This is a genomic window from Cellulosimicrobium sp. 4261 (assembly GCF_040546915.1).
GTDB lineage: Bacteria > Actinomycetota > Actinomycetes > Actinomycetales > Cellulomonadaceae > Cellulosimicrobium > Cellulosimicrobium cinnabarinum.
The window spans coordinates 325,534-349,663 of record NZ_JBEPOQ010000001.1 but is presented as its reverse complement, the minus strand read 5'-3'; the positions used below and the strand labels follow the sequence as shown (position 1 = coordinate 349,663).

Genomic DNA, 24,130 nt, shown 5'->3' with positions numbered 1-24,130 from the left:
CGGGCCCCGGGGAGGGTGCTGCGCCGTCTGGCACACTGCCGCCATGGACACGACCGCGTCGCCCGAGGGCGTCCCCGCCGCCGCCCCGGACCCGGAGTTCCCGCCCGTCCCCGCGGACACCAAGGACTGGACGTGGGTCATGGAGCGCCCGTGCCCCGAGTGCGGGTTCGTCGCCGCCGAGGTCACGCCCGACCGCGTGGGCGCCGCGGTCCGCGACGCCGTCCCGCGCTACGTCGCGGCCCTGGCCCGCGCGGACGCGCGGACCCGCCCCGACCCGACGACCTGGTCCGTGCTCGAGTACGCCGCGCACGTCCGCGACGTCTTCTCCGTGTTCGACGTGCGCGTGCAGTCCATGGTCGAGGGGGACGACCCGCGGTTCGCCAACTGGGACCAGGACGCGACGGCGGTCGCGGAGGACTACGCGCACCAGGACCCGGCCGTCGTCGCGCGCGAGCTCCGGATCGCGGGCGAGCGCGTCGCGGGCCGCTTCGACGCCCTCGTCCCCGACCAGTGGGAGCGTCCCGGGCGGCGCTCGAACGGGTCGGTCTTCACGGTCCGGACGCTCGGGCAGTACTTCGTGCACGACGTCGTCCACCACCTCCACGACGTCGGCGCCTGACGCGCGCGGGTCCCGGCGAACGGACCCACGCTCGTGACACCGCCGTAACACCGCCGCCTCCCGGGCGCTCTACGTTCCGGTTCATGGACGCCCCCGTCGTCGGCCTGGTGCCGGACGCGCACGCCGGTGCGCACCTGCTCGCGACGCCCCGCTCGCGCGGCGCGGCCCGCACGCCCGTGGACGCGCTCGCGCGCGCCTGGTTCGCCGGCGCGGCCTGGACGACCCCGCCGGGCGGCGGGGGCGCGGCGCGGCCCATGGCCGGCGCGCGGTTCCGGGGCGTCGTGCCCGACGGCGTCGTCGCACCGGGCGAGCTGCGCCTCGCCGAGGGGGCGCGCGTCGTCGGGCCCTTCGCGCTCACCCCGCCGCAGACGCACGCGCTCGGCCTCGCGGGCGGGAGCGCCGAGGCGTACGCGTTGCACGTCGACCACCCCGACGCGCGGCTCGCGCCCGCGGCGGTCGCCGCGACCGACGACCGCGACGGGCTGGTGCGCGCGTTCCCGGCGGGGCTGCCGCAGGGGCTCGAGCTCCGCGTGCTGGGCTGGGCCGTCGCCGCGGCCCGGCGCGTCGGCGGCGCGGTCGTCGCGGACGGCCGGGCCGTGCTCACGCCCGACCCGGCGTCGGGCGTCGACCTCACGCTCCACAGCGCCCACGTGCTCGGGCCGGACGACGCGCTCGGCGTCCTGCGCACGACGGTCCCCGGCGCGAGGGTCGTCGCCGTGCGGGCGGGCGCGGACGGCCTCGCGGAGTACGTGCTGTCGGGGGAGACCCCGTACGACGGCGGGGTGCGGCTCGAGGCCCGACGCGTCGCGCAGGTCCCGCTCGCCCTCGACGGGCTCGACTGGCGCGAGCACGGGCCGCACGCCTACCGCCTCACGTGGGTCCCGACCGAGCCGGACGAGCTCGCGGTCGAGCGGCCCTCGGGGCTGCACGTCCTCGCGCGCTCGCGCGCCCGGGTGCTGCTCGCCCGGCTCGCGGCGATGCTCCAGGGTCGCCTCGCGGGGACGCTCGTCGACGACGGCGGGTTCGTCGTGCGCGACCTCGACCTCGACGAGCGGCTCTCCCCGGCGGCGGCACCCACGGCGCGGTTCTGGGTCTGAGCGCGTGCGCACGGGGCGCGCCGAGGGGCCGGCCGGGCCGGGTCCGCGCCGAAATCTGTCCACAGAATTCATCCACAGGCCTGTGGGCAGCGTGGGAACGGCGCGGGGCGTCCTGTGGACGAACCTGTGGTCATCCGGGCGGCCCAAATGACAACGGTGGGAACTCTTGCAGACCCCCGGGCCGAGGACTACAAACGTCCGTAACGGCCCGGACGGGCGCACACGGACGACGGGGTTCCGGCACGCATCATGCAGGGGTCTGACGGCCCCGCCAGGACCGCACGACGTCCCGCCGCGCACGCGAGGGCACGGCCGACCGGAGAACGGTGGACGACCCGCCACCCCCTGCTGCGGGGCTGCGCGCGACGGCGCAGGTTCCTACCGGACCCGGAAGGCCGACCGCGATCGGCGTCACCGCACCTGCCCGGGCACCCGGGCCGGACGCGAGGGCGCCGGGCCGCCACGTCGCGAGCGGCGCCCCGACGGGCCACCCGGCCCGACCGCCCCGGGGTCGCGCGGACACGGCGAGGCCCCTCGGAATCCTGCTCCGAGGGGCCTCGTCCCCATTCTCCCGCGGGCGCGGCCCGACGCGAAGACCGTCCACAGGCGCAGGAAGGCTCCGCCCCGCACGCCTACGCTCGTGCCCATGAGCAACCTCGAGACCCGGCCGGAGGAGCGCGTCTGCTCGGCCGGCGCGCCCCACGACGACGGTGCACGCGCCGCGGTCGAGATCCTCGAGCACCGGGACGTCCCGCTCGGGGGCACCCGGGCGATGCGGGTGCGGCGCACGATCCCGCAGCGCGCCCGGTCGCTCGTGGGCGCGTGGTGCTTCCTCGACCACTACGGCCCCGACCCGCTGCCCGCCATCGGCGACGGCACCGACGGCATGCAGGTGCCGCCGCACCCCCACACCGGGCTCCAGACCGTCACGTGGCTGTTCGCCGGCGAGATCCTGCACCGCGACGCCGTCGGGTCGCTCCAGACGGTGCGGCCCGGCGAGCTCAACCTCATGACCGCGGGTCGCGGCATCTCCCACTCGGAGGAGTCGCCGCGCGGCGAGCGGCCCCCGGTCCTGCACGGCGTCCAGCTGTGGGTCGCGCTGCCGGGCGACCGCCTCGCGGACCCGCCCGCGTTCGAGCACCACGCCGACCTCCCCGTCGCCACGGTCGACGGCGCGCGGGTGCAGGTCTTCCTCGGCGCGCTCCGCGTGGGCGGCGCCGCGCTGCGCTCGCCCGCCACGACCTTCACGCCGATCGTCGGGGCGCAGCTCGACCTCGCGCCCGGCGCGCGCGTCACGCTCGACGTGGACCCGGCGTTCGAGCACGGCCTCCTCGTCGATGACGGCGTGGTGCGGCTCGAGGGCTCGCCCGTCCCGCCGTCGTCGCTCGGGTACGTCGAGCCCGGCCGCACGACGCTCGTCGTCGAGGCGGGACCGGACGCCCCCGCCCGTGCGGTGCTCGTGGGAGGCGAGCCGTTCGGCGAGGACATCGTCATGTGGTGGAACTTCGTCGGCCGCTCGCACGACGACGTCGCGCGCGCCCGCGCGGACTGGCAGGCCCAGCTCGTCGTCACGGGGGACCAGGGCCCGAACCGCGGCGGCACCCGGTACGCGGACGGCGCGCGCGACCGCCGCTACGGCGAGGTCGTCGGGTACGACGGCGGCCCCCTGCCTGCGCCCGCGCTGCCCGACGTCCGACTGCGCCCGCGCACCCGGCCCGCCGCTCCGCCGCGCCGGTAAGTCGCGCCAGTAGACTGCCGCGCATGGCCAAGAACACCACGCCCGACTTCGTGCTGCGCCCGTTCGAGGGGCTCCCCGGCGAGACCGACTGGGTCGCGATGCGCGAGGTCGTCCCCTCGGCCACCGCGACCGCGCGCACGACCGCCGAGCACGGGGCGCGCGACGTCCTCGTCGTGACGGTCCTGCCCGCCGGCTGGGCCGCGCTGCACCGCCAGGACGGCACGATCCTCCTCGCCGTCCAGACCCTGGCCGGCTCCGGCGACACGAGCCGCGACCTCGCCGCCGCGCTCCTGGAGGCGATCGACGCCGAGCCCGGCACGTCCATCGAGACGAGCGCCCTGCCCGACGCCGGCCCGCGCCTCCAGGACGTGCTCGACCTCTCCGTCCCGTTCGACGTCACCGTGCACGAGGACTTCGCCTTCTGGCTGGACCCGTCGGCGGAGATCACGCCCGACCTGCGCGCCTCGCTCGACCAGGCGGCCGAGTCGATGGTGCCCACCGTCAAGCTCGACGCCGTCGAGTCCGCGTACTGGTGCCGCATGTCGCGCGAGTTCCTGCGCTGGGCCCGCCCCGAGCCGGAGGACGCCCTCATCGACGCGATCTCGCGCCTGCACGCGAAGCGCGAGTCCGGCCTCGCGGGCGGCAAGTTCGTCGGCGCGTTCCGGTCGAGCGGCCTGCTCGTCCCCGTGTGGGAGCTGCCGCGCGGCACGGAGGCGGACGAGCTCGAGGGCCCGGTCGCGGAGCTCGACGCCCGCCTCACCGAGGCGCTCGCGGTCACGGAGCCGCTCGACGCGAACGAGCGCCGTGCGCGCGCGGGCATCGTGTCCCGGCAGGTCACGCTCCGCTGACCCGGAGCACCCCACGCGAGCGCACGACGCGGGAGCGCGACCACCCCGAGAGCCCGCCGACGCCCCTGTCGGCGGGCTCTCGCGTCGAGTAGGATCCGGGAGACCTGGGAACGCAGCCCGGTCGTCCTGCGGAGATCCCGAGCGGATCCGCTGGTGGAACGACGACACATCTGCGGCCAACTCTTTGCACTACTAGGCTGGACGGCGTGAACGCGGACCATCGGTCGACCGATACGGGGAAGAACACGGGGAGTGCCCCCACGAGCACGGCGAGCACGCCGCCGACGTACCTGTCGGCGTCCGGGACCCGGGCGCGCACGCCGCGCCCGGTGGCCGGCGACGGGCGCACGGGCCGCGCCGTCCGCCAGCGCGTCGCGGTGATCATCCCCGCGAAGGACGAGTCGCGTCGCATCGCCGCCACCGTGCGCGCCGCGAAGGCCATCCCGCACGTCGACCTCGTGCTCGTCGTCGACGACGGCAGCGAGGACGACACCCAGCACGTCGCGCGCGAGGCGGGGGCCGTCGTCGTGCGGCACTCCCACAACCGCGGGAAGGCCGCGGCCATGGAGACGGGAGCCGCGGTCGTCGCGATGCGCGACGCGGCCGACCGCCCGCCGCGCCTCCTGCTCTTCATCGACGGCGACCTCGGCGAGACCGCCGTGAACACCGCGCCGCTCGTCGCGCCCGTCCTCGACGGGTACGCCGACGTGGCCATCGCGCTGCTCCCGCCCCAGCCGGGTGCCGGGGGCCGGGGGATCGTCGTGGGCGCCGCGCGCCGCGCGATCCAGTCCCTCACGGGGTGGACCCCGACCCAGCCCCTCTCCGGGATGCGGTGCCTCACGCGCGAGGCGTTCGAGGCCGCGACCCCGCTCGCGCGCGGCTGGGGCGTGGAGACGGGCATGACGATCGACCTGCTCCGCAAGGGGTACGTGGCGGTCGAGGTGCCGTGCGACCTGCGCCACCGCGCGTCGTCGAACGACCTCAAGGGCCAGCTCCACCGCGCGGCCCAGTATCGCGACGTGCTGCTCGCGGTGAACGCGCGCAAGATGCGCTCCGCCGTCGACCGGGTGCGCGCGGGCGACCACTAGCCACGCGGGGCCGCCGCACCGGGCGACCCGGCACGGCAGGTCGCTCGGCGCGGCGGCTCGGCGTCGGGGCTCAGTGCCTCGGCGTGCGGACCATGCCGTGCACGACGGGGCCGTCGTGCACCTGCGTGGTCGCGGTGCGCACGAAGCCCAGCCGCTCGTAGAAGGTGACGTTGCGCGCGTCGGAGGTCTCGAGCGCGACGGGCGCGTCCCCGAGTGCGGGGTCGCGCAGCGCCGCCCGGCACACCGCGGTGCCGAGCCCGGTGCCCTGGAGCGACGGCAGGACCCCTACCGTCGCGAGCACCCAGGCGTCCGGGCGGGGCGGCGGGAGCTCCGCGGTGGCCACGGCCTGCAGGCGTGCGCCGTGCAGCGCGGCGACCCGTTCCTGGACGTCGTCGGGGGGTGCGGGGGCGTCGGGCGGCATGAGCGCGACGACGGCGTCCACCGGCTCGTGGACGACGACGATCCCGTGCGCGACGGCGTGCTCGAGGTAGATCTCCTGGAGCGCGGCGAGGCGCTCCGGGTAGCCGTCCTCCGGGACTGCCCAGCGGGTCCAGGGATAGTCGTGGAACGCGTCGGCGAGGGTGCGGGCCGCGGCGGGGACGTCGGCGGCGGTGGCTCGACGGAACGTGGGCGTCATGGTGCGGTGCCTCTCGGGGTCGGGTCGGGTCGCGGCTCGATCGCGCCGGTGCGGGCGATCTGCTCGAGGGTGCGCACGTGCTGCCGGAACGCGTCGAGCCCGCGGTCGCTGATGCGGACCCACGTGCGCGTCCGGCGCCCGGCGGCCTCCTTGCGGATCTCCACCAGACCCGCGTCGGAGAGGGCGGTGAGGGCCTGGGAGAGGGACGAGTCGCTCAGCTCGACCAGGTCGGCCAGGAAACGGAAGTCCGCGCTCTCGACGTTCGCCAGGGCGGCGAGGATCGAGAAGCGCACGGGCGAGTGGATGAGCGCGTCCAGGTCCTTGCGCGGGTGGCTCACCGGCGTGCGCTCGCGAACGCGCACGCCGCGAACGGGGAGGCGGCGACGACGCCGGCGAGGACCCACCAGGCCGGCGACGCCGCGCCGACGAGCTGGAGCGCCGGGTCGAGCATCGCGAAGTACAGCACCGCCCAGGTGATCAGGGCGATGCCCATGTCGCGCACCCAGTGCCGCGGCGCCGTCCGGTGGTGCCGCGCGACGGCGGACCACAGCAGGGCGAGGACGACCACGAGCACCGTGGTGGCGGGCCACCACGGTGCGTCGAGGACGTCGATCGCGATCGTGTACGCGAGGGCGGTGACAGCGTGCCCGACGCTGAGCCAGGGGTACCAGCGGGTCGCGCGGTGGGCCTGGGCGGCGACCTCCTCCGCCTGGCCGAGCTGACGACGGGCCTGCTCCGGGGTGATGGAGTTCTGGATCATGCAATCACTTTAACACTCCTAAAGTGAGCGATGTCCACCCGACGCCGTCTCTTCCCGCATCTCCTCGAGCGGGCGGTTCGCCGTCTCGGGCAGCGCGCGGAGCACGAGCACGAACGACGCGGCCGCGAACACCGCGTAGAGGGCGTAGCTGCCGGGGAGCGACAGGTCCCGGAGCGAGGGGAACGTGAGGTTGACGGCGATGCCCGCCGCCCAGTTCGCGGCGGCGGCGAGCGAGGCGGCGCGGGCGCGCATGAGGTTGGGGAACATCTCTCCGACGAGGATCCACACCACGGGACCCCACGAGACGGCGAAGGCCACGACGAAGACGTTCGCCGCGACCAGGGTCACGACGCCCCACGCGTCGACGAACACGACGCCGTCCGCGGTCTGCCGCGCCTGGGCGAACCCGGTCGCCATGACGGCCAGGGCGACCGTCATGCCCACCGAGCCCACGAGCAGCAGGCGACGCCGCCCCACGCGGTCGACGAGGAAGATCGCGACGACGGTCGCCGCGACGTTGACGAGCGACGTCAGGGCCGAGAGCCAGAAGGCCTGCTGCTCGCCGAAGCCCACCTGCGCCCAGAGCGACGTCGAGTAGTAGAAGATGACGTCGATCCCCACGAGCGCCTGGAGCGCGGCGAGCGCGATCCCCAGCCAGACGATGGGCTTGAGGCGGCCCGGCCCGGAGAACAGGTGGGACCACGCCGGCCGCGCCTCGTGGAGCGTCCCCTCGATGGTCGCGACGGCCAGGAGCGCGTCGCCCTCCGGGACGCGGTGGAGGCGCCGCAGCGTGCGGGCGGCGCCGTCGCGGTCGCCGCGCATCACGAGGTACCGCGGCGACTCGGGCAGCAGGACCGCCGCGACCACGTACGCCACCGACGGCACGACCGCGACGAGGAACATCCACCGCCAGGCGGGCAGGCCGAGGGCCAGCTCCGCCTCGGCCCCGCCCGCGGCGCGGACGAGGAACGCGTTCGAGACGAGCGCGGCGAAGATGCCCAGGACGATCGACATCTGCTGCGCCGTCGCGAGGCGCCCGCGCAGGCGGGCGGGCGCGATCTCGGCGATGTAGAGCGGCGCGACGACGGACGCCATGCCCACCCCGACGCCCCCCAGGAAGCGCCACAGCGCGAGGGTCGGGCCGTCGTGCGCGACGGCGCACAGCACCGACGTGGCGACGAACAGGGTCCCGGCGACCATCATGAGGCGTCGTCGTCCGAAGCGGTCCGCGATGGTGCCCGCGGAGAAGGCGCCCACCGCCGCGCCGAGGAGCGCGCTCGCGACGATCACGCCCACGAGCGCGCTCCCGACGCCGAGCTCGGCCTTGAGGGCGTCGACGGCGCCGTTGACCACGGCCGTGTCGAAGCCGAACATGAACCCGCCCAGCGCCGCCCCGACGGTCGACGCGACGACGAGCGGGGTGAGGGCGCCGTGGCCGAGGCGGCCCGTCGCGGCGTTCACGGCGTGCCCCGGCGGAAGGTCGTCGGGGTGGAGGTCTGCGTCATCGGAGGTCCTCTCGGAAGGTGTCGACGGGATGGGCGATCGTGCTGAACAGGGCGTTGGCGGCCTGCCGCGAGTCGAGCCGCGTGTGCTGGACGACGACGGGCGCCGACGCGACGACGACGGCCGAGTAGTCGGTGCCGCGGGGCACGGGCTCGGGGTCGTCGAGGTCGTTGAGCGTCACGTGGCGCACCCGCTCGGCGGGCACCACCACGACGTACGGGCCGGCCGGCGGGCGGTCGGTGAAGTAGAGCCGGATCTCGACGCGCGCGTCGTCGGGACCGGCGTTGAGCAGGCACAGGCTCTCGTGGCTCGCGAGGGTCGGGTCCTCGCCCGTGCCGTACGGCGGGATCCAGCCGTCGCCGATCGCCCAGCACGTCGCCCCGACCCGGGGGCGACGTGCCGGGGCGTCCGGCGCGCTCATACGCTGATCGACGACTTGGCGAGGACGCCGCCGTCGCACCCGACGAGCGACCCGGTCGTGTACGACGAGCGGTCCGACAGCAGCCAGAGCACGGGCTCGGCGATCTCCTCGGGCTGCGCGAGCCGGCCCAGCGGGACCTCGCGCTCGATCTGCGCGCGCGTCGCGGCGACCTCGTCGGCGGGCACGTTGGCCCACATGAGGGGGGTCTCCGTCGGGCCGGGGACGATCGCGTTCACCCGGACCCCGTGGCGCGCGTAGTCGACCGCGAGGGTGCGGACCATGGACGAGATCGCCCCCTTCGAGGCGCCGTACGCCGTCGCGCCCCCGGCCGCGAAGCCGACCGTCGCGGCGGGCGAGCCGCACAGCACGACGCTCCCGCCGCCGTCGGCGACCATCGTGCGCAGCACCTCGCGCACGACGAGGAACGTGCCCGTCACGTTGACGTCGAGCACGCGGCGCCACGTGGCCGGGTCGAGCTCGTGCGCCGCCCCGCCCACGTCGATCCCGGCGCCCGCGAAGAGCCCGCGCAGCGGCGGCCCGGCGTCCACGACCGCCCCGACCGCCGACGCGACCGCGGCAGCGTCGGTCACGTCGAGCACGTGCGCGCGCCCGTCCCCGCCCGCCTCCCGGGCGAGGTCCACGGTGCCCGCGGCGCCGTCGGGGTCGAGGTCGAGCACGTGCACGAACCAGCCGTCCCGGGCGGCGCCCACGGCGACCGCCCGACCGATCCCCGACGCCGCGCCCGTCACGACGAGCGACCGGGGGCTCATGCCGCGCTCCCGAGCAGCGCGTCGACGTCGCAGTAGCGCGCGAGGCGCTCGCGGTCGAGCGTGACACCGAGGCCGGGGCCGTCCGGGATCGGGAGCATCCCGTCCGCGTCGAGCGTCCAGCGGTCCGTCGTCAGCTCGTCGATGTAGGGCGAGCCGGTGACGTACTCGACGAGGTCCGTGTCCGGCAGCGCGGAGGCGAGCTGGAGGTCGGTGGCGAGCCCGACGGCGGTGTTCCACCCGTGCGGCACGAGCTTGACGCCGTGGTCGTGCGCGGACCACGCGATGCGCCGCAGCTCGCTCGTCCCGCCGACCTTCGTGACGTCGGGCTGCACGATGTCGAGCGCGCCGCCCTCGATCCACGGCTGGAACGCCTGGCGGCGCGTGAGCACCTCGCCACCGGAGATCGGCACGGGCGAGCGCCGGCGCAGGTGGGTGTAGTCCTCGATCGCGTCCGGCGGCAGCGGCTCCTCGAACCACGCGACGCCGTACGCGTCGAGCATCCGGGCGGTCCGCAGGGCCCACTTGTAGCCCTGGCTCCACGCGCTGTCGCTGCCGCCGGCGTCGACCATGAGCATCGCGTCGGGGCCGACGGCGTCGCGCGCCGCGGCGACGATGCGCTCGTCGAGCCGCTCGTCGACCCGGCCGAAGGGGCCCCAGCCGATCTTGAACGCGGTCCATCCCTCGGCACGCAGCGCCGCGAGGTGGTCGCGCAGCGCGTCGGGCTGGTCCATGAGCAGCGAGGCGTACGGACGCACCCGGTCGCGGTACCGCCCGCCGAGGAGGCGCCCGACGGGCTGACCCGTCGCCTGGCCGAGGAGGTCCCACAGCGCGGTGTCGACGCCGCTGATCGCGTGCGTGATCGACCCGCCGCGCCCCATCCAGAACGTCGTGCGGTGCAGCCGTTCGCTCGTGCGCTCCGGCTCCAGCGCGTTCGCGCCCACGAGCAGGGGCCGCAGGACGTCGAGCGCGCCGCGCACGAGGTCCTCGGTCGTGAACACGCTGCCGACGCCGACGAGCCCCTCGTCGGTGTGGACGGCGACGAGGGTGTGCACGACGTCGTCCTGGCGCAGCTCCTCCTGCCAGCCGCCCTCGGGGGTGGCGCCGCGCAGGCCGGCGGCGGTGATGGCGGTGATCCTCATGGGTGTCCTCTCGTCGGTCTGTCGTGGTCCGCGACTCTAGGGCGCGTGATGGTAGATGGTCAACCATCGGCCACCCACTAGGGTGGGAGCCCTCCCGAGTGAGAGGGTCTCCGTCGTGCCCGTCCTGCCCGCATCGCCGCCCGAGTCCCGGCGCGACTGGGTCCTGCGCCACCTGCGCGAACGCATCGCCTCCGGCGACCTCGCCGCCGGCGACCGCCTCGTCGAGCGTGATCTCTCCGCCTCCTACGGCATCAGCCGCGGCCCGGTGCGGGAGGCGATCATGGTGCTCGAGCAGGAAGGGCTCGTCGTCTCCCACCCGTACCGCGGCGCCGTCGTGGTGGACGTCTCCCAGGAGGAGATCGCCGAGATCCTCGTCCCGGTGCGGACCGTCATCGAGAAGGTGGCGTTCCGCGCGGCGGCGCGCGCGCAGGACCCCGCGCTCCTGGACGCGCTCGACCGCACGGTGGCCGCGATGGAGCGCGCGGCGGACCCGCTCGACGCCCGGCGGCTCGCCGACCTCGACCTCGAGTTCCACGAGGCGGTGATCGCCGCCGCGAGCCACACGCAGTCGCTGCAGATCTGGCGGCTCATCCAGCCGCGCGTCCGGGCGTACTTCGTCCGGGACGCGCCGCACCACGAGGACGCGCACGCCGTCGTCGAGCAGCACCGCGAGCTGCTCGCCGCGCTCCGCTCGGGCGACCCCGCCCGTGCGGAGCGCGCGATCGAGGCGCACGTCTCGGTGTATCTCCAGCCCTGACCGGTCGGCCCCGCCGGTGGCCCCGGAGCCCGCACGGACGCACCATGGGAGGGCGGGCACGACGGCGTGCCCGGGCGGCTCGCCGCGCGAGCCGGACCGACGACGACGGGGGCAGCGCCATGTGCACAGGGATCAGGTTCACGGACGACGACGGCAACCTCTATCTCGCCCGCAACCTCGACTGGACGACGGGCTACGGGCAGCAGGTGCTGCTGACCCCGACGGGCTACACGACCCGGTCGCCGTTCGGCGCGGTGCGCGGGATCGAGCACGCGGTCCTCGGCATGGGGATCGTCGAGGAGGACACCCCGCTGTACTTCGACTGCGGCAACGACGCGGGGCTCGCCGTCGCGGGTCTCAACTTCCCCGGGTACGCGGAGTACGCCTCCGGCCCGGTCGACGGCGCGGTCAACGTGGCCGCGTTCGAGTTCCCGCTGTGGGTGTGCGCGCAGTTCGCGACGGTCGACGAGGTCGAGGCCGCGCTGCGCGACGTCGCGATCGTGGACCGTCCGATCAACGACAAGTACCCGAGCTCGCTGCTCCACTGGTTCATCGGCGACGCGCGCCGCGCGATCGTGGTCGAGTACACCAGCGCGGGCATGCAGGTGTTCGACGACGACGTCGACGTCCTCACGAACCAGCCCGGGTTCACCTGGCACCACGAGAACCTGCGCAACTACCTCAACGTCTCGCCGGACTTCCCCGAGGACACCGTCGTGGGCCGGGCCCACCTCGCCCCGTTCGGCTCGGGCTCGCACATGCGCGGAGTCCCCGGCGACTACTACTCGCCGTCCCGCTTCGTCCGCGCGGCCTACGTGAACTCCCACTACCCGACGAAGGGCACCGAGGAGGAGAACGTGAGCCGCGCCTTCCACACGCTGCAGCAGGTCGCGATGGTCGACGGCTGCGCGGCGATGGGGTCCGGCGAGTTCGAGAAGACCGTCTACACGGGCCTGTTCTCCGCGCGCACGCAGACCTACTACTGGAACACGTACGAGGACCCTGCGGTCCGGAGCGTCGCGATGGCCGACCTCGCGGCGAGCGGCAGCGGGCTCGTGCTCACCGAGGGCGCGCCTGCCGTGTGAGCCACCCGGTGGCGCGGGCCGGAGGGCGGCACGGGCGCGGCGCGGTGCGGCCTGTAGCGTCGCGGGATGGAACGGTCCGAGATCTTCGACATCGCCCATCTGCGCCATCCGATCGGGGCGCCCGTGGCGCCCGAGCGGCTGCGAGAGCTGGTCGGCTGGTTGAGCCCGGCCGACGGCGCCCGCGCCGCCGACCTCGGGTGCGGCGAGGGCGAGTGGCTGCAGGAGCTGCTGCTCGCCCACCCCGGGACCACCGGTGTCGGGATCGACCACATGCTCCCGGCCTCAGCGGCCCGGCGCACCCGCGAACGAGGGCTGAGCGATCGGGTGCGGTGGATCGAGGCGGACGCCGCCACCTGGGACGACGGGACGTTCGACGTCGTGCTGTGCGTCGGCGCGAGCCACGCCTTCGGCGGGCTGGAGGCCACGCTGGGCGCCGTCCGGCAGTGCCTGCGCCCCGGCGGCCAGGCACTGGTCGGGGACAGCATCTGGGAGGGCACCCCGTCGGAATCGGCGCTCGCGGCGCTCGACGTCCCCGCCGACGCCTATCCCGATCTCGCCGGCTTCGTGCGGACCGTCCGTGCGCACGGGTTCGAGCCGTCGTTCGGGCACGTCAGCACCCTGGCCGAGTGGGACGACTACCAGCTCAGCTGGACGGGCTCGCTCGTCGACTGGGCCGTCCGGGAGGCCCCGACGGCCGAGGACCGTGACCAGGCGCTCGCCGCCGCACGGGAGAATCGTGACGCCTGGCTGGACGGCGCCCGACGCGAGCTGGGGTTCGCGACCTTCGTCCTGCACGACGTCGCGGCCGACGCGCGGGACTGACCTGGGTCAGGACGGGGTGCTCCCGACCCGCGCCGCGGGGCCCTCCGCGCCGGAGCGGTCGTCCGGGTCGTCGTCCGCGCTCTCGCCCGTGCCGTCGCCGTCGTCGGCCGCGTGGAGCGCGGCGACGGTGAGCAACGGGACGGCCGGGATGAGCGCGATGAGCGCGATCCGCACGCCGAAGTCGTTGACGAGCGAGCCCGCGACGGCCACGATCCACAGCGCCAGCAGGGTCGGGCGCACGAGCGGCCACGCGGCCTCCGTGCGCGCGAACCACCGCGGCGTGAAGCGCCGGGGCCAGAAGAGCAGCAGCGCGGCCGCGACGAGCACGGCGATCGTCAGCCACACCGGCACCCCGCCCAGCACGGACCGCGCCGCGTAGCCCGCCTTGCGGAGCAGCGTCTCCCACGCCGACCCGTCGACGACCTGCCCGACGAACCGGCCCAGGTGCGAGCGCTCGTCGGCCGGACGCAGCCAGTCGAGCACGCCGACGGCGGCGACGAGCGCGACGCCCGCCGCCGCGACGAGCAGGAAGCGCCGCCACGTGACCCGCGCGCCCGAGGCGGCGAGGCCCAGCACGGCGAACGCCGGCACGACGACGAGACCGCCGCCGAGGTCGGCGCCGAGCGTCGGCCACACGTCCACGACCATCGTCACGAGACCGATGACGCCCACCGTCGCGGCGGCGGCGTACCGGTGGCCGCGTGCGACGAGCCACTGCGCGAGCGCCGCGGCGACGACGAGCGCCGCGACCGCGTACACGGAGAACGTCGGGTTCCCGAACCCGTAGAACCGGGCGCCGAACGTGGGCGCCGAACCGAGCGGGCTCGCCCGGTTGAGCGGGGTGCCGACGAGCGCGTCCAGCGTGAGCACGGCGAACGTGAGCCCGGCGACGATGCCGGGGCCGAGCCAGACCGGCCGGCGTGGGGCGAGGGCGCCCAGGCCGGCGACGGCCGCCGTCGCGAGGACCGTGGACACGACGATCGCGAGCGTCTGGTTCCCGAACCGCCACCAGCCCGTGAGCGACACGAGGAAGGCAGCGGTGGGCATCGCGGCGACGACGAGCGCGGACCCGCGGGCCCAGTGCGCCGCCCGGGCCCACCGGGCGCGCGCGCGGTCGCCGGTCGCGCGCGCGGCACGCGGCGCGAGCAGGAGGCACAGCCCGGCGATCACGAGCCCCGCGTAGAGCGGCACGTCGACGAACGCGGTGTAGACGGCGCGGCGCACGTGGTCGCGCGTCGTGAGGTCGGCGAGGGCGTCGGCGGTCGACGTCGCGTCGGCCGGGCGCGGCGAGCCCCAGGCCACCGGCGTGTCCTGGATCCGTGCCGGAGTGGCGGCGCCCGCGGCGTCGAGCACCGTCGCCGGGACGTCGAGCACGCGCGCGACGCCGTCGGTCCGGGTGGCGGCGCTCGTCAGGTAGCGGGACTGGTCGGGACCGTCGGACGACGGGCGCACGAGCGTCGTGCCGAGCGCGGGACGGGTGCCGGGCGCGCCGGCGACGTCCACGACGAGCACGGTCGTGCCGCTCGGAGCCGCGTCGAGCACGGCGCCGACGGTCGCGTCGACCGCGGTGAGGCGGTCGGCGCGCAGGGTGCTGCGCAGCGTGGCGCGCTCGTCCGCCGGGAGGTCGGGGTCGACGACCGGCGGGGTCGCGTCGCCCGCGTCGACGACGGTCACGGGGCACGCGAACGCGTCGGAGCCGGGTGCGGTCGCGTCCGCGAGGTCGCGGTAGCGCGCGACCTGGCCCGCGGAGTCCGCGAGGGCGACCGCAGCGCCCGGGCCCACCGCCGTCGCGCACACCGCGCCGTCGGCGCCGGCCGCGGCGAGCGCGTCGCCGAGGACGCCGAGGCGCGCCTGGTAGCCCGAGCCGCGCTGGAGGGCGACCAGGTCGTCCCACCCCTCGACCTGCGCCCCGTCCGCGCCGTCGGGGGCGGGCTGCGGCGTCGGGCACGCCCATGCGCCGTCGGGCGCGCGCTCGGTCGCGACCTCGGCGAGCTGCCCGGCGGAGAGCGCGAGCCAGCCGCCGACGGTGCAGCGGCTCGCCGCCCCCGTGGGCTGGGAGACGCCGCCGGCGCCCGCGCCGTCGGTGAGCAGGGCGTGGAGCGTCGGGGTGGCCGACGACGTGACGTCGCCCCACGTGACGCCCGTGGTGCCGACGACGACGATCGGCCGGTCCGTCGCGATCGCGTCGGAGCGGGTGACCGACGCCTCGCCGCCCGCCGGGGCGGCGCTGGCCGCCGGCCGGAGCCCCGACGAGGCGAGCACCGTCGAGGCGAGCAGGAGGACGAGCAGGAGCCCGCCCCCGACGGTCGCGAGCATGGTCGGCATGCGCCGGATCCCCGGCTCGGGCACGGCCCGCACGGCCTGCGGGGGCGCGGGGCGGGCGAGGAACCCCGGGACGATCATCGCGGTCGCGACGACCACGACCATGACCGCGATGATGACGCCCGAGTCGTTGAGGACGGAGCCGACGCCCGCGACGACGACGAGCGCCACGACCAGCGGGCGCAGCATCGGCCAGGTCTCGTAGGCGCGTGCGACCTCCGGCAGGCGGAACCGCTCGGGGCGCAGCACGGCGACGGCGAGGAGCACCACGAGGACCGCCGCGACCGCGCCCAGCGGGTTCGCGAGGGTGGCCCACGCGCCGAGCGCCTTGCGGCCGATGACGTCGAGCGCGGCCCCGTCCACGACGGTCTGGACGAACCCGCCGAGGTGGGACCTCCCGCCCGGCAGCAGCCAGTCCACGACCGCGACGACCACGACCACGAGCACCGTCGCGAGCGCGACGACGAGCGCGCGCAGCCACGTGATGCGCACCCGGCCCACGAGCAGCGCGAGGACGGCGAACGCGGGGACGAGCGCGAGGATGCCGCCGAAGTCGGCGCCGAACGCGGGCCAGCCGTCGATGACGACCGTGACCGCCCCGACGGCGACGACGGTCCAGGCCGCGAGGCGGCGTCGTCCGCGGGCGGTCGCGGCCGACGCGAGGCCGCCCGCGAGGACGAGGCCCGCGACGGCGTACACGGCGAAGGTCACGTTGTTGAAGCCGTAGAAGCGCGTGAAGCCCACAACGGCCGACGTCCCGAGCAACGATGCCTGCTGGAGCGTCGTGCCGGTCGCGCCGTCGACGGTGAGCACGAGCCACGTGACCCCGGCGAGAGCCGACGGCAGCGCCCACGGGCGCCGCGGCAGGAGGCGCGAGACGACCCACGCGACGAGGGCGACGACGACCGCGCTCACCGCGAGGGCGAGCGTGAGCGCCGGCGCGGGCGCGCTCCACACCCACCAGCGCGACAGGCTCGCGAGCGACGCCGCGACCGGGGCCGCCGCGACCACCATGAGCACGGCGGAGAGCACGCGCAGGCCGCGCGGCCCCGGACCGGGCTCGCGCCCGTGGCGGACGGCGGCGCGGCGGGCCCACAGGACGCCGCCGAGCGCGAGGACCAGGGCGCCGACGAGGAGCCCGACGAGCACGGGGTAGAGGGTGGGGATGGTGCTGGTGAGGACGTTGAGGTACTGCCGGTTCTCGACCGTCCGGGCGACGTCCATGCGCCGCACCTCGCCCTGCTCCAGGGCGGCGCCCTCGAGCCCTTCCGTGCTGCCGCCCGCCGACTCCACGACGGTCGCCGTCAGGTCGGTGAGCTGGACGATGCCGTCCTTCTGCGTGCTCGGCGAGTGGAGCCACCGGCTCGTCGGCTGCCCCTTGCGCCAGTCGACGACGACCTGGAGCCCCGTCTCGCCCACCGGCCCCGCCGACACGCCGGCCACCAGGACGCGCGTGCCCCGGTCGACCTCGTCCATGACCCGGGCGAGCGCCTCGTCGAGCTCGTCGAGGCTCTCGCCGCGGCCGGTGGCCGAGTCGACGATCTCGCCCTGGTCGACGACCGTCACGTCGCACGCGTCGAGGCCGTCGTCGGGGAGCGCGGCGAGCGAGGGCGAGTACCGCTCGACGCGACCGACGGCGTCCGCGAGCATCACGGCGGCACCCGGCCCGACGGCGGTCGTGCAGACGCCCGTCTCGGCGAGCCGGGCCGCGGCCGTCCCGGGGTCGTGCCGCGCCGCCTGCGCGGGGGTCTCCTCCGCGGCCGGCGCCGTGAGCACGGTCCAGCCGGGGACGTCGGCGGGGCGCGCGTCGGGCGTGGTCGCCCCCGTCGGCGTGACGTCGGGCACGGGCAGGGGGAGGCAGCCGCTCGCGGGCTCCTCGGCGTCGGCGGGGAGCGGCTCCGCGGGCGGCTCCTCCGCCTGCGCCGACACCATGCGCCCCGCCGAGAGCGTGAGCCACGCGTCGGTCGTGCACGCCGTGCGCCCGAGGTTGAGCGACGCGACGGACCCCGTGCGGATCATCGACCACAGCGTCGGCGTCGCGGTGGGGGAGACGTCGCTCCAGTACAGGCCCGCCACCGCGACCAGCACGACGGGCCGCGGGTCGTGCGCGGGCGCGGCGGCGAGTGGGCCGGCCGCGACGGTGGCCTCGGTGGTCGCCGAGCCGCCCGACGCGACGGCCGGAGCGCCTGCGGTGGTCGCCGCTGCCGCCGATCGGGCCGCGGTGGTCGCCGCCGCCGGGCCGGCCGTGGCGAGGAGCGTCAGCAGCAGGGCGACGGTCGTGGCGAGCGCTGTCGTCCGCGGCCCGAGGCCCCGGTCCCGGCGGGCGGGCTGAGTGCGGGCAGGGGGGAGCGCGGCGGCCGGGAACGTCACCGGACCAGCCTACGGGGGTGCGTCACGCCGCCCCCGACCGTGGCGGCGGCGTCGTCGCAGGTCCGCGCGCGACGCTCACGCGGCCTCCACGCCGGCTGCGCGCAATCTGCTGGACGCACCTATTTGGGACCGTGTACAACTTGTATCCATGTACAATTTTCAGGACCCACCGTGCGCGCTCTGACCCGCGCCGAGGCGCGGGCCGCGATCGTCAACGTCGACCCGGCGGAGGGGAAGGTCCGCCTGCCCGGCCACTTCGACGAGCTGCGCTGGGAGGAGCTCGACTACCTCGGATGGCGGGACCCGCGCGCGCCCTCGCGCGCGTTCCTCGTCGCGGACGTCGACGGGCAGGCGGTCGGGGCGCTCCTGCGCCAGAGCCCGAGCCATGCCGAGGTCGGTTCGCGCGCCGTGATGTGCGCGCTGTGCCGGTTCTCGCGGCGGTTCAACGAGGTCGCGCTCTTCGCGGCACACCGACCGTCGCGGGACCCGAGGAAGCGGCTCAGCAGCGTGGGCCTCCTGCTGTGCACCGACCTCGACTGCCACCGCAACGTCCGGACCGTCCGGTCGGGCGGTCCGCTCGACCCCCCGCCCGGTGAGGTCGTGCGAGCTCGTCGGGAGGGCCTGCGGGCGCGTACCGTCGCGTTCCTGCACACCCTGACAGACGGCGCCCCCGCGGCGCGGACGAGGAGTCGTTGATGGCCTACCTGCCGCGCGCCGAGCGTCGGGACTCCATCGTCGCCGCAGCCGCGGCCGTCGTGCGCCGCGACGGTCTCGGTGCCGTCACCGCGCGCGTCGTCGCCGACGAGCTCGGCGGGTCCCCCGGCCAGATCCACCACCACTTCGCGTCGACGGACGAGCTCGTCGCCGAGGCGTGGCGGCGGTACGCGGACGTCGAGATCGTCCGGTTCGAGGACGCGGCCCGTGGTCGCACCGCCCGCGCCGCGCTCGAGCTCTTCTTCGAGGACCTGCTCGGGCCCGCGGGTGACGGGCAGGCGCTCGCCCGGTGGGCGGAGGCGGGGGCGCACGCGCAGCTGCGCCCTGTCGTCGCGCGGGCCTACGTGAAGACGCTCGGGCTCCTGACCGACGTCCTGGCGGACGCCCTCGGCGACCGGGGTGACGCGCGACGCCGGGAGGCGGCGGGGCGCCTGCTCATGGTCGGCGTCGGGCTCGCCGGCCTCACCCGCGTCGGCGGGGAGCAGGTCGTCCCCCCGACGACGGTCATGCGGTCGGCGATCGACGCGGAGACGCCCCCCGCGGCCTGACCGTGCGACGCGGGCTCGACGCCGTGCGTCACGCCGTGCGCACCACCAGGGCGCCAGGGTCGACGCGGGTCTCGATCTCGACCGCGAGGCCCAGCACGTCGCCGTCGACCTGCGCCTGCTCGCCCTCCTCGACGCGCACCCGGACCCGCCGGGCCCGTGCGTGGTCGATGCGTCCGATCTTGGCGGGCAGGTCGTTCCGGACGCCGAGCCCCTGCATGACGACCTCGCCGAAGAGCTGCGCCCAGCCCACCACGCCGCCGCGCGTGTCGACCGCGGCGACGTCGAGCACGCCGTCGTCGATCACGGCGTCGGGCAGGAGCGTGATGCCCCCGGGAAGCCGACCGCAGTTGCCGATCATGAGGGAGCGCAGCCGCGCGTCGACGGGCGGGGAGTCGTCGAGCTGGATACGGGCGCGCATGCGCCGACCGTGCAGGTGGCGGATCCCGGCGACGAAGTACGCGACCCACCCGACCTTCGCCTTGAGCTCGTCGTCGGCGTCGGCGACCATCGCGGCGTCGAACCCGAGGCCGGCGATGACGAGGAAGATGTGCTCCTTGCCGGGCGCCCGGGCGGGGTCGAGGGTCGTGCCCTCCACGTCCCCGGGGCCAGCGGGGTCCGCGTACCGCAGGACCGTGACCCAGCCGACGTCGATCGGGCGGTCCGACCCCGCGATCACGACGGCGAGCGCCGCGCGGGCGTCACCCACGGGCAGGTCGAGGTTGCGCGCGAGGAGGTTGCCGGTGCCGACGGGCACGAGGCCCATCGTGCGGCCGCTGCCGACCATGCCCTCCGCGACCGCGCGGACCGTGCCGTCCCCGCCCACGGCGACGACGACGTCCGCCCCCTGGGCGAGCGCGGCGCGCGTCTGCCCGACGCCCGGGTCGGCGATCGTCGTCTCGAACCACAGCGGGTCGGGGAGCGCGGCGTCGGCGAAGGCGCGGCGCACCACGGCCTCCAGCCCGACGACGTCGGGCTTCGAGGGGTTCGCCACGAACGCGACGAGCTCGCGGGGGTCGTCGTCGGCGGGCGTCTCCTCGACGGGGAGGTCCGCGCCGTGCGCACGCCGCAGGCGCGACTGCTGGGCGCGCAGCCCCAGCGAGACGACGAGGGCCACGACGGCGACGGCGAGCGCCGCGATCGCGACCCAGAGGGTCCAGGCCATGGCGACACCGTAGCGGGGTCGTGGCTGTGGAGGACCACGACCGCCGCGTCGCCGGGTTCGTGAGGCTGCCGGCGTGATCGACCTGTGCCTGTGGAGGACCACGACCGCCGCGTCGCCGGGTTCGTTAGGCTGCTGGCGTGATCGACCTCCGCCTCCTGCGCGACAACCCCGACATCGTCCGTGCCAGCCAGGTCACCCGTGGTGACGACCCCGCGCTGGTGGACGCCGCCCTCGACGCCGACGCGCGCCACCGCGCCGCGCTGAGCGAGTTCGAGAGCCTGCGTGCCGAGCAGAAGTCCCTCGGCAAGCTGGTCGCCCAGGCGCAGGGGGAGGAGAAGCAGGAGCTGCTCGCGCGCACCAAGCAGCTCGCCGCCGACGTCAAGGCGCGGCAGGCCGACGCGGACGCCGCGTCGGAGGAGCTGCGCGGGCTGCTGTTCCGCATCTCGAACGTCGTCGAGGGGGCGCCTCCCGGGGGCGAGGACGACTACGTCGTGCTGCGCGAGGAGGGCACCATCCGCGACTTCGCCGCGGAGGGGTTCACGCCGCGCGACCACCTGGAGCTGGGCGAGGGCCTGCGCGCGATCGACACCGAGCGCGGTGCGAAGGTCTCGGGCGCCCGGTTCTACTACCTCACAGGCGTGGGCGCGCGCCTCGAGCTCGCGCTGCTCAACGCGGCGATGGACACGGCGATCGCCGCGGGCTTCACGCCCGTCATCACGCCGACCCTCGTGCGGCCCGAGGTCATGCAGGGCACCGGGTTCCTGGGCGCGCACGCGGACGAGATCTACCGCCTCGAGAAGGACGACCTCTACCTCGTCGGCACGAGCGAGGTCGCGCTCGCGGGCTACCACGCGAACGAGATCGTCGACCTGTCGGGCGGCCCGCTGCGCTACGCCGGGTGGAGCGCGTGCTACCGGCGCGAGGCCGGCTCGCACGGCAAGGACGTGCGCGGCATCATCCGCGTGCACCAGTTCCACAAGGTCGAGATGTTCTCCTACTGCGACCCGGCCGACGCCGCCGCGGAGCACCAGCGCCTGCTCGGCTGGGAGGAGCAGATGCTGCGCCTCGTCGACCTGCCGTACCGCGTCATCGACACCGCGGCGGGCGACCTGGGGTCGAGCGCCGCGCGCAAGTTCGACTGCGAGGCGTGGCTCCCCACGCAGCAGCGCTACCTGGAGCTCACGTCGACGTCGAACTGCACGACGTTCCAGGCGCGCCGCCTCAACGTGCGCGAGCGGGTCGAGACCGACGGCAAGACGGAGACGCGGACCGTCGCCACGCTGAACGGCACCCTCGGCACGACGCGCTGGATCGTCGCGATCCTCGAGAACCACCAGCAGCCCGACGGGTCGGTCCGCGTGCCCGAGGGCCTGCGGCCGTACCTCGGGGGCATCGAGGTCCTCGAGCCGGTGGTGGCGTGACGGACCCGCGGGAGACGGCCGGTGCGGCCGAGCCGCTGCTCGTCGCGCTCGACATCGACGGCACGCTCATGTCCTACGACCAGGAGCTGTCGGAGGACGTGCGCGACGCCGTCGCCGACCTGCGGGCGGCGGGGCACCACGTGGTGCTCGCGTCGGGCCGGTCGCTCATCGCGATGACGCCCGTCGCGGAGATCCTCGGGATCGACCGCGGCTGGGTCGTCGCGTCGAACGGCGCCGTGACCGCGCGGCTCGACCCCGACGAGCCCGACGGGTACGTGCTCGAGGACGTCGTGACGTTCGACCCGGGCCCGGCCCTGCGGCTCCTGCGCGAGCACCTGCCCGACGCGCGGTACGCCGTCGAGGACATCGGTGTCGGGTTCCGCATGAACGAGCTGTTCCCGGACGGCGAGCTCGACGGCGTGCACCGCGTCGTCGCGTTCGACGAGCTGTGGTCCGGCGAGGTGACGCGCGTCGTCGTGCGGGCGCCGGGGTCGACGAGCGAGCAGTTCCACGAGCTCGTCGAACGGCTCGGCCTCGACGACGTCACGTACGCCGTCGGGTGGACGGCGTGGATGGACATCGCGCCGCTGGGGGTCACCAAGGCGACCGGCCTGGAGCTCGTGCGCCGGACCCTGCACGTCCAGCCGCACCGGACCGTCGCGGTCGGCGACGGGCGCAACGACGTCGAGATGCTCCGGTGGGCGGCGCGCGGCGTCGCGATGGGCCACGCGGACGACGTCGTGCAGGCCGCGGCCGACGAGGTGACCGCCTCCATCGAGGACGACGGCGCGGCGCGCGTCCTCCAGAGCCTCCTGCCCGCGCGGTAGCACCCTGGCCGCCGAGGCTGGGCCCGCCTACCGCGAGGCAGGGGCGTGGTGCCGCGCGGTAGAGCCCGGGTGCGCCGAGGTAGAAGCGTGGTCATGACCGGGCCTCCGCGTCGGCCCGAGGGCGTGACGGTCCGGGGCGCGCTGCCCGACGACGCGACCGCGGTCTGGCGGCTCGTCGTCGCCTTCGCGACGTCGTCCGTCCCCGCGCGTGCGTCTTTCGACGCGTCGTTCGTGTCGCTCCTCGAGGACGACGCCGCGCTGCTGCTCGTCGCCGAGGCGAGGGACGACGTCGTCGGCTACCTCGTGGCGCACCGCCACGCGACGCTCTTCGCCAACGCCCCCGTGGTGTGGGTCGAGGAGGTGATGGTCGACGACGCCGCGCGCCGTCGCGGGACCGGGCGCCTCCTCATGGGCGTGGCCGAGGAGTGGGCCGCCGCGGCCGGGGCGGCCTACGTCGCGCTCGCGACCCGGCGCGCCGCGCCGTTCTACGAGGCGCTGGGCTACGACGAGTCGGCGACGTTCTTCCGGAAGACCCTTCCGCCGAGGTAGAGGCATGGTCATGACCACGCCTCTACCTCGGGGTGCTCGGGCCCTACCTCGCGGGGTGGGTCTGCCGCGAGGATGCGGTCAGTCGCGGGGCTCGCGGGCGGTGAGCACGACGGGGCCGTCCTCGGTGATCGCGATGGTGTGCTCGCTGTGCGCACCGCGCGACCCGTCGGCGGAGCGGAGGGTCCAGCCGTCGGGGTCGGTGTAGATCTCGTCGGTGGTCTCGAGGAACCAGGGCTCGATCGCGATGACCAGGCCCGGCTTGAGCGGGAACCCGCGCTTGCGACGGCCGTCGTTGGGGACGTGGGGCTCGCCGTGCATGGTGCGGCCCACGCCGTGCCCGCCGAAGTCGGTGTTCACGGAATAGCCCGCGGCGTGCGCGACGTCGGCGATGGCGGCCGAGATGTCGCCGACCTTCTTGCCCGGCTGCGCGGCGGCGATGCCCGCCTCGAGCGCGCGCTCCGTCGTCTCGATGAGCCGGGCGTCCGCCTCGCCGAGCGCGCCCGCTCGCGGCGTGCCGACGACGAACGACAGCGCCGAGTCCGAGACCCACCCGTCGACGGACGCGGCGAAGTCGATGCTCAGCAGGTCGCCGTCGCGCAGCGCGTAGTCGTGGGGGAGGCCGTGCAGGACGGCGTCGTTCACGGACGTGCAGATCACCTTGCCGAACGGGCTGGCGCCGAACGACGGGTGGTAGTCGATGTAGCAGGACTCGGCCCCGCGGTCGCGGATCATCTGGTGCGCGATCTCGTCGAGCTCGAGCAGGTTCGTCCCGACCTTCGTGGCGGCCCGCACCGTGGTGAGGACGTCGGCGACGAACCGTCCGGCGGGCCGCATCTGCTCGATCTCCCGCGGGGTCCTCAGCTCGATCATCGTGGTCCTTCCGGTTCGCAGGTCGTGGTGCCCGACGACGGCACGGCGGGCTCGTGCATGCCG

23 protein-coding genes are annotated in these 24,130 nt (G+C 75.6%); 13 read left to right on the top strand and 10 right to left on the bottom strand.

All coding sequences use genetic code 11. The features are described from left to right. Positions 1-43: 43 nt before the first annotated feature. From ABIE39_RS01575 to ABIE39_RS01555, 5 genes are all read left to right on the top strand, one after another. A complete protein-coding gene (locus tag ABIE39_RS01575; RefSeq protein ID WP_074805117.1) occupies positions 44-619 on the top strand; it encodes a DinB family protein in 576 nt (191 codons plus the stop codon). An 83-nt stretch (positions 620-702) separates the two neighbouring features. Next, a complete protein-coding gene (locus ABIE39_RS01570; RefSeq protein ID WP_175007449.1) occupies positions 703-1,716 on the top strand; it encodes a hypothetical protein in 1,014 nt (337 codons plus the stop codon). A 646-nt stretch (positions 1,717-2,362) separates the two neighbouring features. After that, positions 2,363-3,454, top strand: a complete 1,092-nt coding sequence (locus ABIE39_RS01565; protein ID WP_175007450.1) for a pirin family protein — start codon at positions 2,363-2,365, stop codon at positions 3,452-3,454. A gap of 23 nt (positions 3,455-3,477) precedes the next feature. Next, positions 3,478-4,302 (top strand): DUF5926 family protein, encoded by an 825-nt coding sequence (locus ABIE39_RS01560; protein ID WP_043656736.1) that lies wholly within the window; start codon positions 3,478-3,480, stop codon positions 4,300-4,302. Between the two features lie 206 nt (positions 4,303-4,508). Further along, on the top strand, positions 4,509-5,390 hold the full coding sequence (locus ABIE39_RS01555) for a glycosyltransferase family 2 protein (protein ID WP_082774333.1): 882 nt from the start codon (positions 4,509-4,511) through the stop codon (positions 5,388-5,390). 70 nt (positions 5,391-5,460) lie between these two features. Here the strand turns inward: ABIE39_RS01555 and ABIE39_RS01550 are convergent, their stop codons facing one another. Genes ABIE39_RS01550 through ABIE39_RS01520 form a run of 7 tightly spaced genes read right to left on the bottom strand, consistent with a single transcriptional unit; the run spans position 5,461 to position 10,620 of the window. Next, positions 5,461-6,027 (bottom strand): GNAT family N-acetyltransferase, encoded by a 567-nt coding sequence (locus ABIE39_RS01550; RefSeq protein ID WP_175007451.1) that lies wholly within the window; start codon positions 6,025-6,027, stop codon positions 5,461-5,463. Further along, on the bottom strand, positions 6,024-6,365 hold the full coding sequence (locus tag ABIE39_RS01545) for a transcriptional regulator (RefSeq protein WP_354050102.1): 342 nt from the start codon (positions 6,363-6,365) through the stop codon (positions 6,024-6,026). The genes ABIE39_RS01550 and ABIE39_RS01545 overlap by 4 nt, the downstream gene beginning before the upstream one ends. Then, the gene (locus tag ABIE39_RS01540; protein ID WP_024839187.1) at positions 6,362-6,787 is read right to left on the bottom strand and encodes a hypothetical protein; all 426 of its coding nucleotides are present in this window, start codon (positions 6,785-6,787) and stop codon (positions 6,362-6,364) included. The genes ABIE39_RS01545 and ABIE39_RS01540 overlap by 4 nt, the downstream gene beginning before the upstream one ends. 18 nt (positions 6,788-6,805) lie before the next feature. Beyond that, the gene (locus ABIE39_RS01535) at positions 6,806-8,248 is read right to left on the bottom strand and encodes a sugar porter family MFS transporter (protein ID WP_175007454.1); all 1,443 of its coding nucleotides are present in this window, start codon (positions 8,246-8,248) and stop codon (positions 6,806-6,808) included. A 40-nt stretch (positions 8,249-8,288) separates the two neighbouring features. Then, positions 8,289-8,711, bottom strand: coding sequence for a sensory rhodopsin transducer (locus ABIE39_RS01530; RefSeq protein WP_108049177.1), 423 nt, complete (start codon positions 8,709-8,711; stop codon positions 8,289-8,291). Further along, a complete protein-coding gene (locus tag ABIE39_RS01525) occupies positions 8,708-9,481 on the bottom strand; it encodes an SDR family NAD(P)-dependent oxidoreductase (RefSeq protein ID WP_209828121.1) in 774 nt (257 codons plus the stop codon). The genes ABIE39_RS01530 and ABIE39_RS01525 overlap by 4 nt, the downstream gene beginning before the upstream one ends. Then, positions 9,478-10,620, bottom strand: coding sequence for a mandelate racemase/muconate lactonizing enzyme family protein (locus tag ABIE39_RS01520; protein ID WP_354050099.1), 1,143 nt, complete (start codon positions 10,618-10,620; stop codon positions 9,478-9,480). Before ABIE39_RS01520 ends, ABIE39_RS01525 begins: the two co-directional genes overlap by 4 nt. Before the next feature lie 115 nt (positions 10,621-10,735). Here ABIE39_RS01520 and ABIE39_RS01515 point away from each other — a divergent pair, with 115 nt between their 5' ends. From ABIE39_RS01515 to ABIE39_RS01505, 3 genes are all read left to right on the top strand, one after another. Then, positions 10,736-11,377 (top strand): FCD domain-containing protein, encoded by a 642-nt coding sequence (locus tag ABIE39_RS01515; RefSeq protein ID WP_175007457.1) that lies wholly within the window; start codon positions 10,736-10,738, stop codon positions 11,375-11,377. Between the two features lie 119 nt (positions 11,378-11,496). Then, positions 11,497-12,462, top strand: coding sequence for a choloylglycine hydrolase (gene bsh / locus ABIE39_RS01510; RefSeq protein ID WP_257418741.1), 966 nt, complete (start codon positions 11,497-11,499; stop codon positions 12,460-12,462). Positions 12,463-12,528: 66 nt separating this feature from the next. Beyond that, the gene (locus tag ABIE39_RS01505; protein WP_175007459.1) at positions 12,529-13,284 is read left to right on the top strand and encodes a methyltransferase; all 756 of its coding nucleotides are present in this window, start codon (positions 12,529-12,531) and stop codon (positions 13,282-13,284) included. A 6-nt stretch (positions 13,285-13,290) separates the two neighbouring features. On the opposite strand, the gene ABIE39_RS01500 is transcribed toward ABIE39_RS01505, so the two are convergent. Continuing rightward, on the bottom strand, positions 13,291-17,976 hold the full coding sequence (locus ABIE39_RS01500; protein WP_354050096.1) for a hypothetical protein: 4,686 nt from the start codon (positions 17,974-17,976) through the stop codon (positions 13,291-13,293). Between the two features lie 171 nt (positions 17,977-18,147). On the opposite strand from ABIE39_RS01500, the gene ABIE39_RS01495 reads away from it, so the two are divergent. Next, a complete protein-coding gene (locus ABIE39_RS01495) occupies positions 18,148-18,672 on the top strand; it encodes an FBP domain-containing protein (protein WP_186810312.1) in 525 nt (174 codons plus the stop codon). Further along, positions 18,672-19,238 carry a TetR family transcriptional regulator gene (locus ABIE39_RS01490; protein WP_354050094.1) on the top strand — a complete coding sequence of 189 codons (567 nt, stop codon included), beginning with the start codon at positions 18,672-18,674 and terminating at the stop codon, positions 19,236-19,238. Before ABIE39_RS01495 ends, ABIE39_RS01490 begins: the two co-directional genes overlap by 1 nt. 28 nt (positions 19,239-19,266) lie before the next feature. On the opposite strand, the gene ABIE39_RS01485 is transcribed toward ABIE39_RS01490, so the two are convergent. Beyond that, positions 19,267-20,400 (bottom strand): diacylglycerol kinase family protein, encoded by a 1,134-nt coding sequence (locus ABIE39_RS01485; protein ID WP_175007462.1) that lies wholly within the window; start codon positions 20,398-20,400, stop codon positions 19,267-19,269. A gap of 137 nt (positions 20,401-20,537) precedes the next feature. On the opposite strand from ABIE39_RS01485, the gene serS reads away from it, so the two are divergent. From serS to ABIE39_RS01470, 3 genes are all read left to right on the top strand, one after another. Then, positions 20,538-21,821 carry a serine--tRNA ligase gene (gene serS / locus ABIE39_RS01480; RefSeq protein WP_257419500.1) on the top strand — a complete coding sequence of 428 codons (1,284 nt, stop codon included), beginning with the start codon at positions 20,538-20,540 and terminating at the stop codon, positions 21,819-21,821. Then, a complete protein-coding gene (locus ABIE39_RS01475; RefSeq protein ID WP_354050092.1) occupies positions 21,818-22,648 on the top strand; it encodes an HAD family hydrolase in 831 nt (276 codons plus the stop codon). The genes serS and ABIE39_RS01475 overlap by 4 nt, the downstream gene beginning before the upstream one ends. A gap of 93 nt (positions 22,649-22,741) precedes the next feature. Further along, positions 22,742-23,197, top strand: a complete 456-nt coding sequence (locus ABIE39_RS01470; protein WP_175007464.1) for a GNAT family N-acetyltransferase — start codon at positions 22,742-22,744, stop codon at positions 23,195-23,197. A gap of 78 nt (positions 23,198-23,275) precedes the next feature. Here the strand turns inward: ABIE39_RS01470 and map are convergent, their stop codons facing one another. Further along, on the bottom strand, positions 23,276-24,067 hold the full coding sequence (map, locus tag ABIE39_RS01465; RefSeq protein ID WP_354050091.1) for a type I methionyl aminopeptidase: 792 nt from the start codon (positions 24,065-24,067) through the stop codon (positions 23,276-23,278). Positions 24,068-24,130 lie beyond the last annotated feature (63 nt).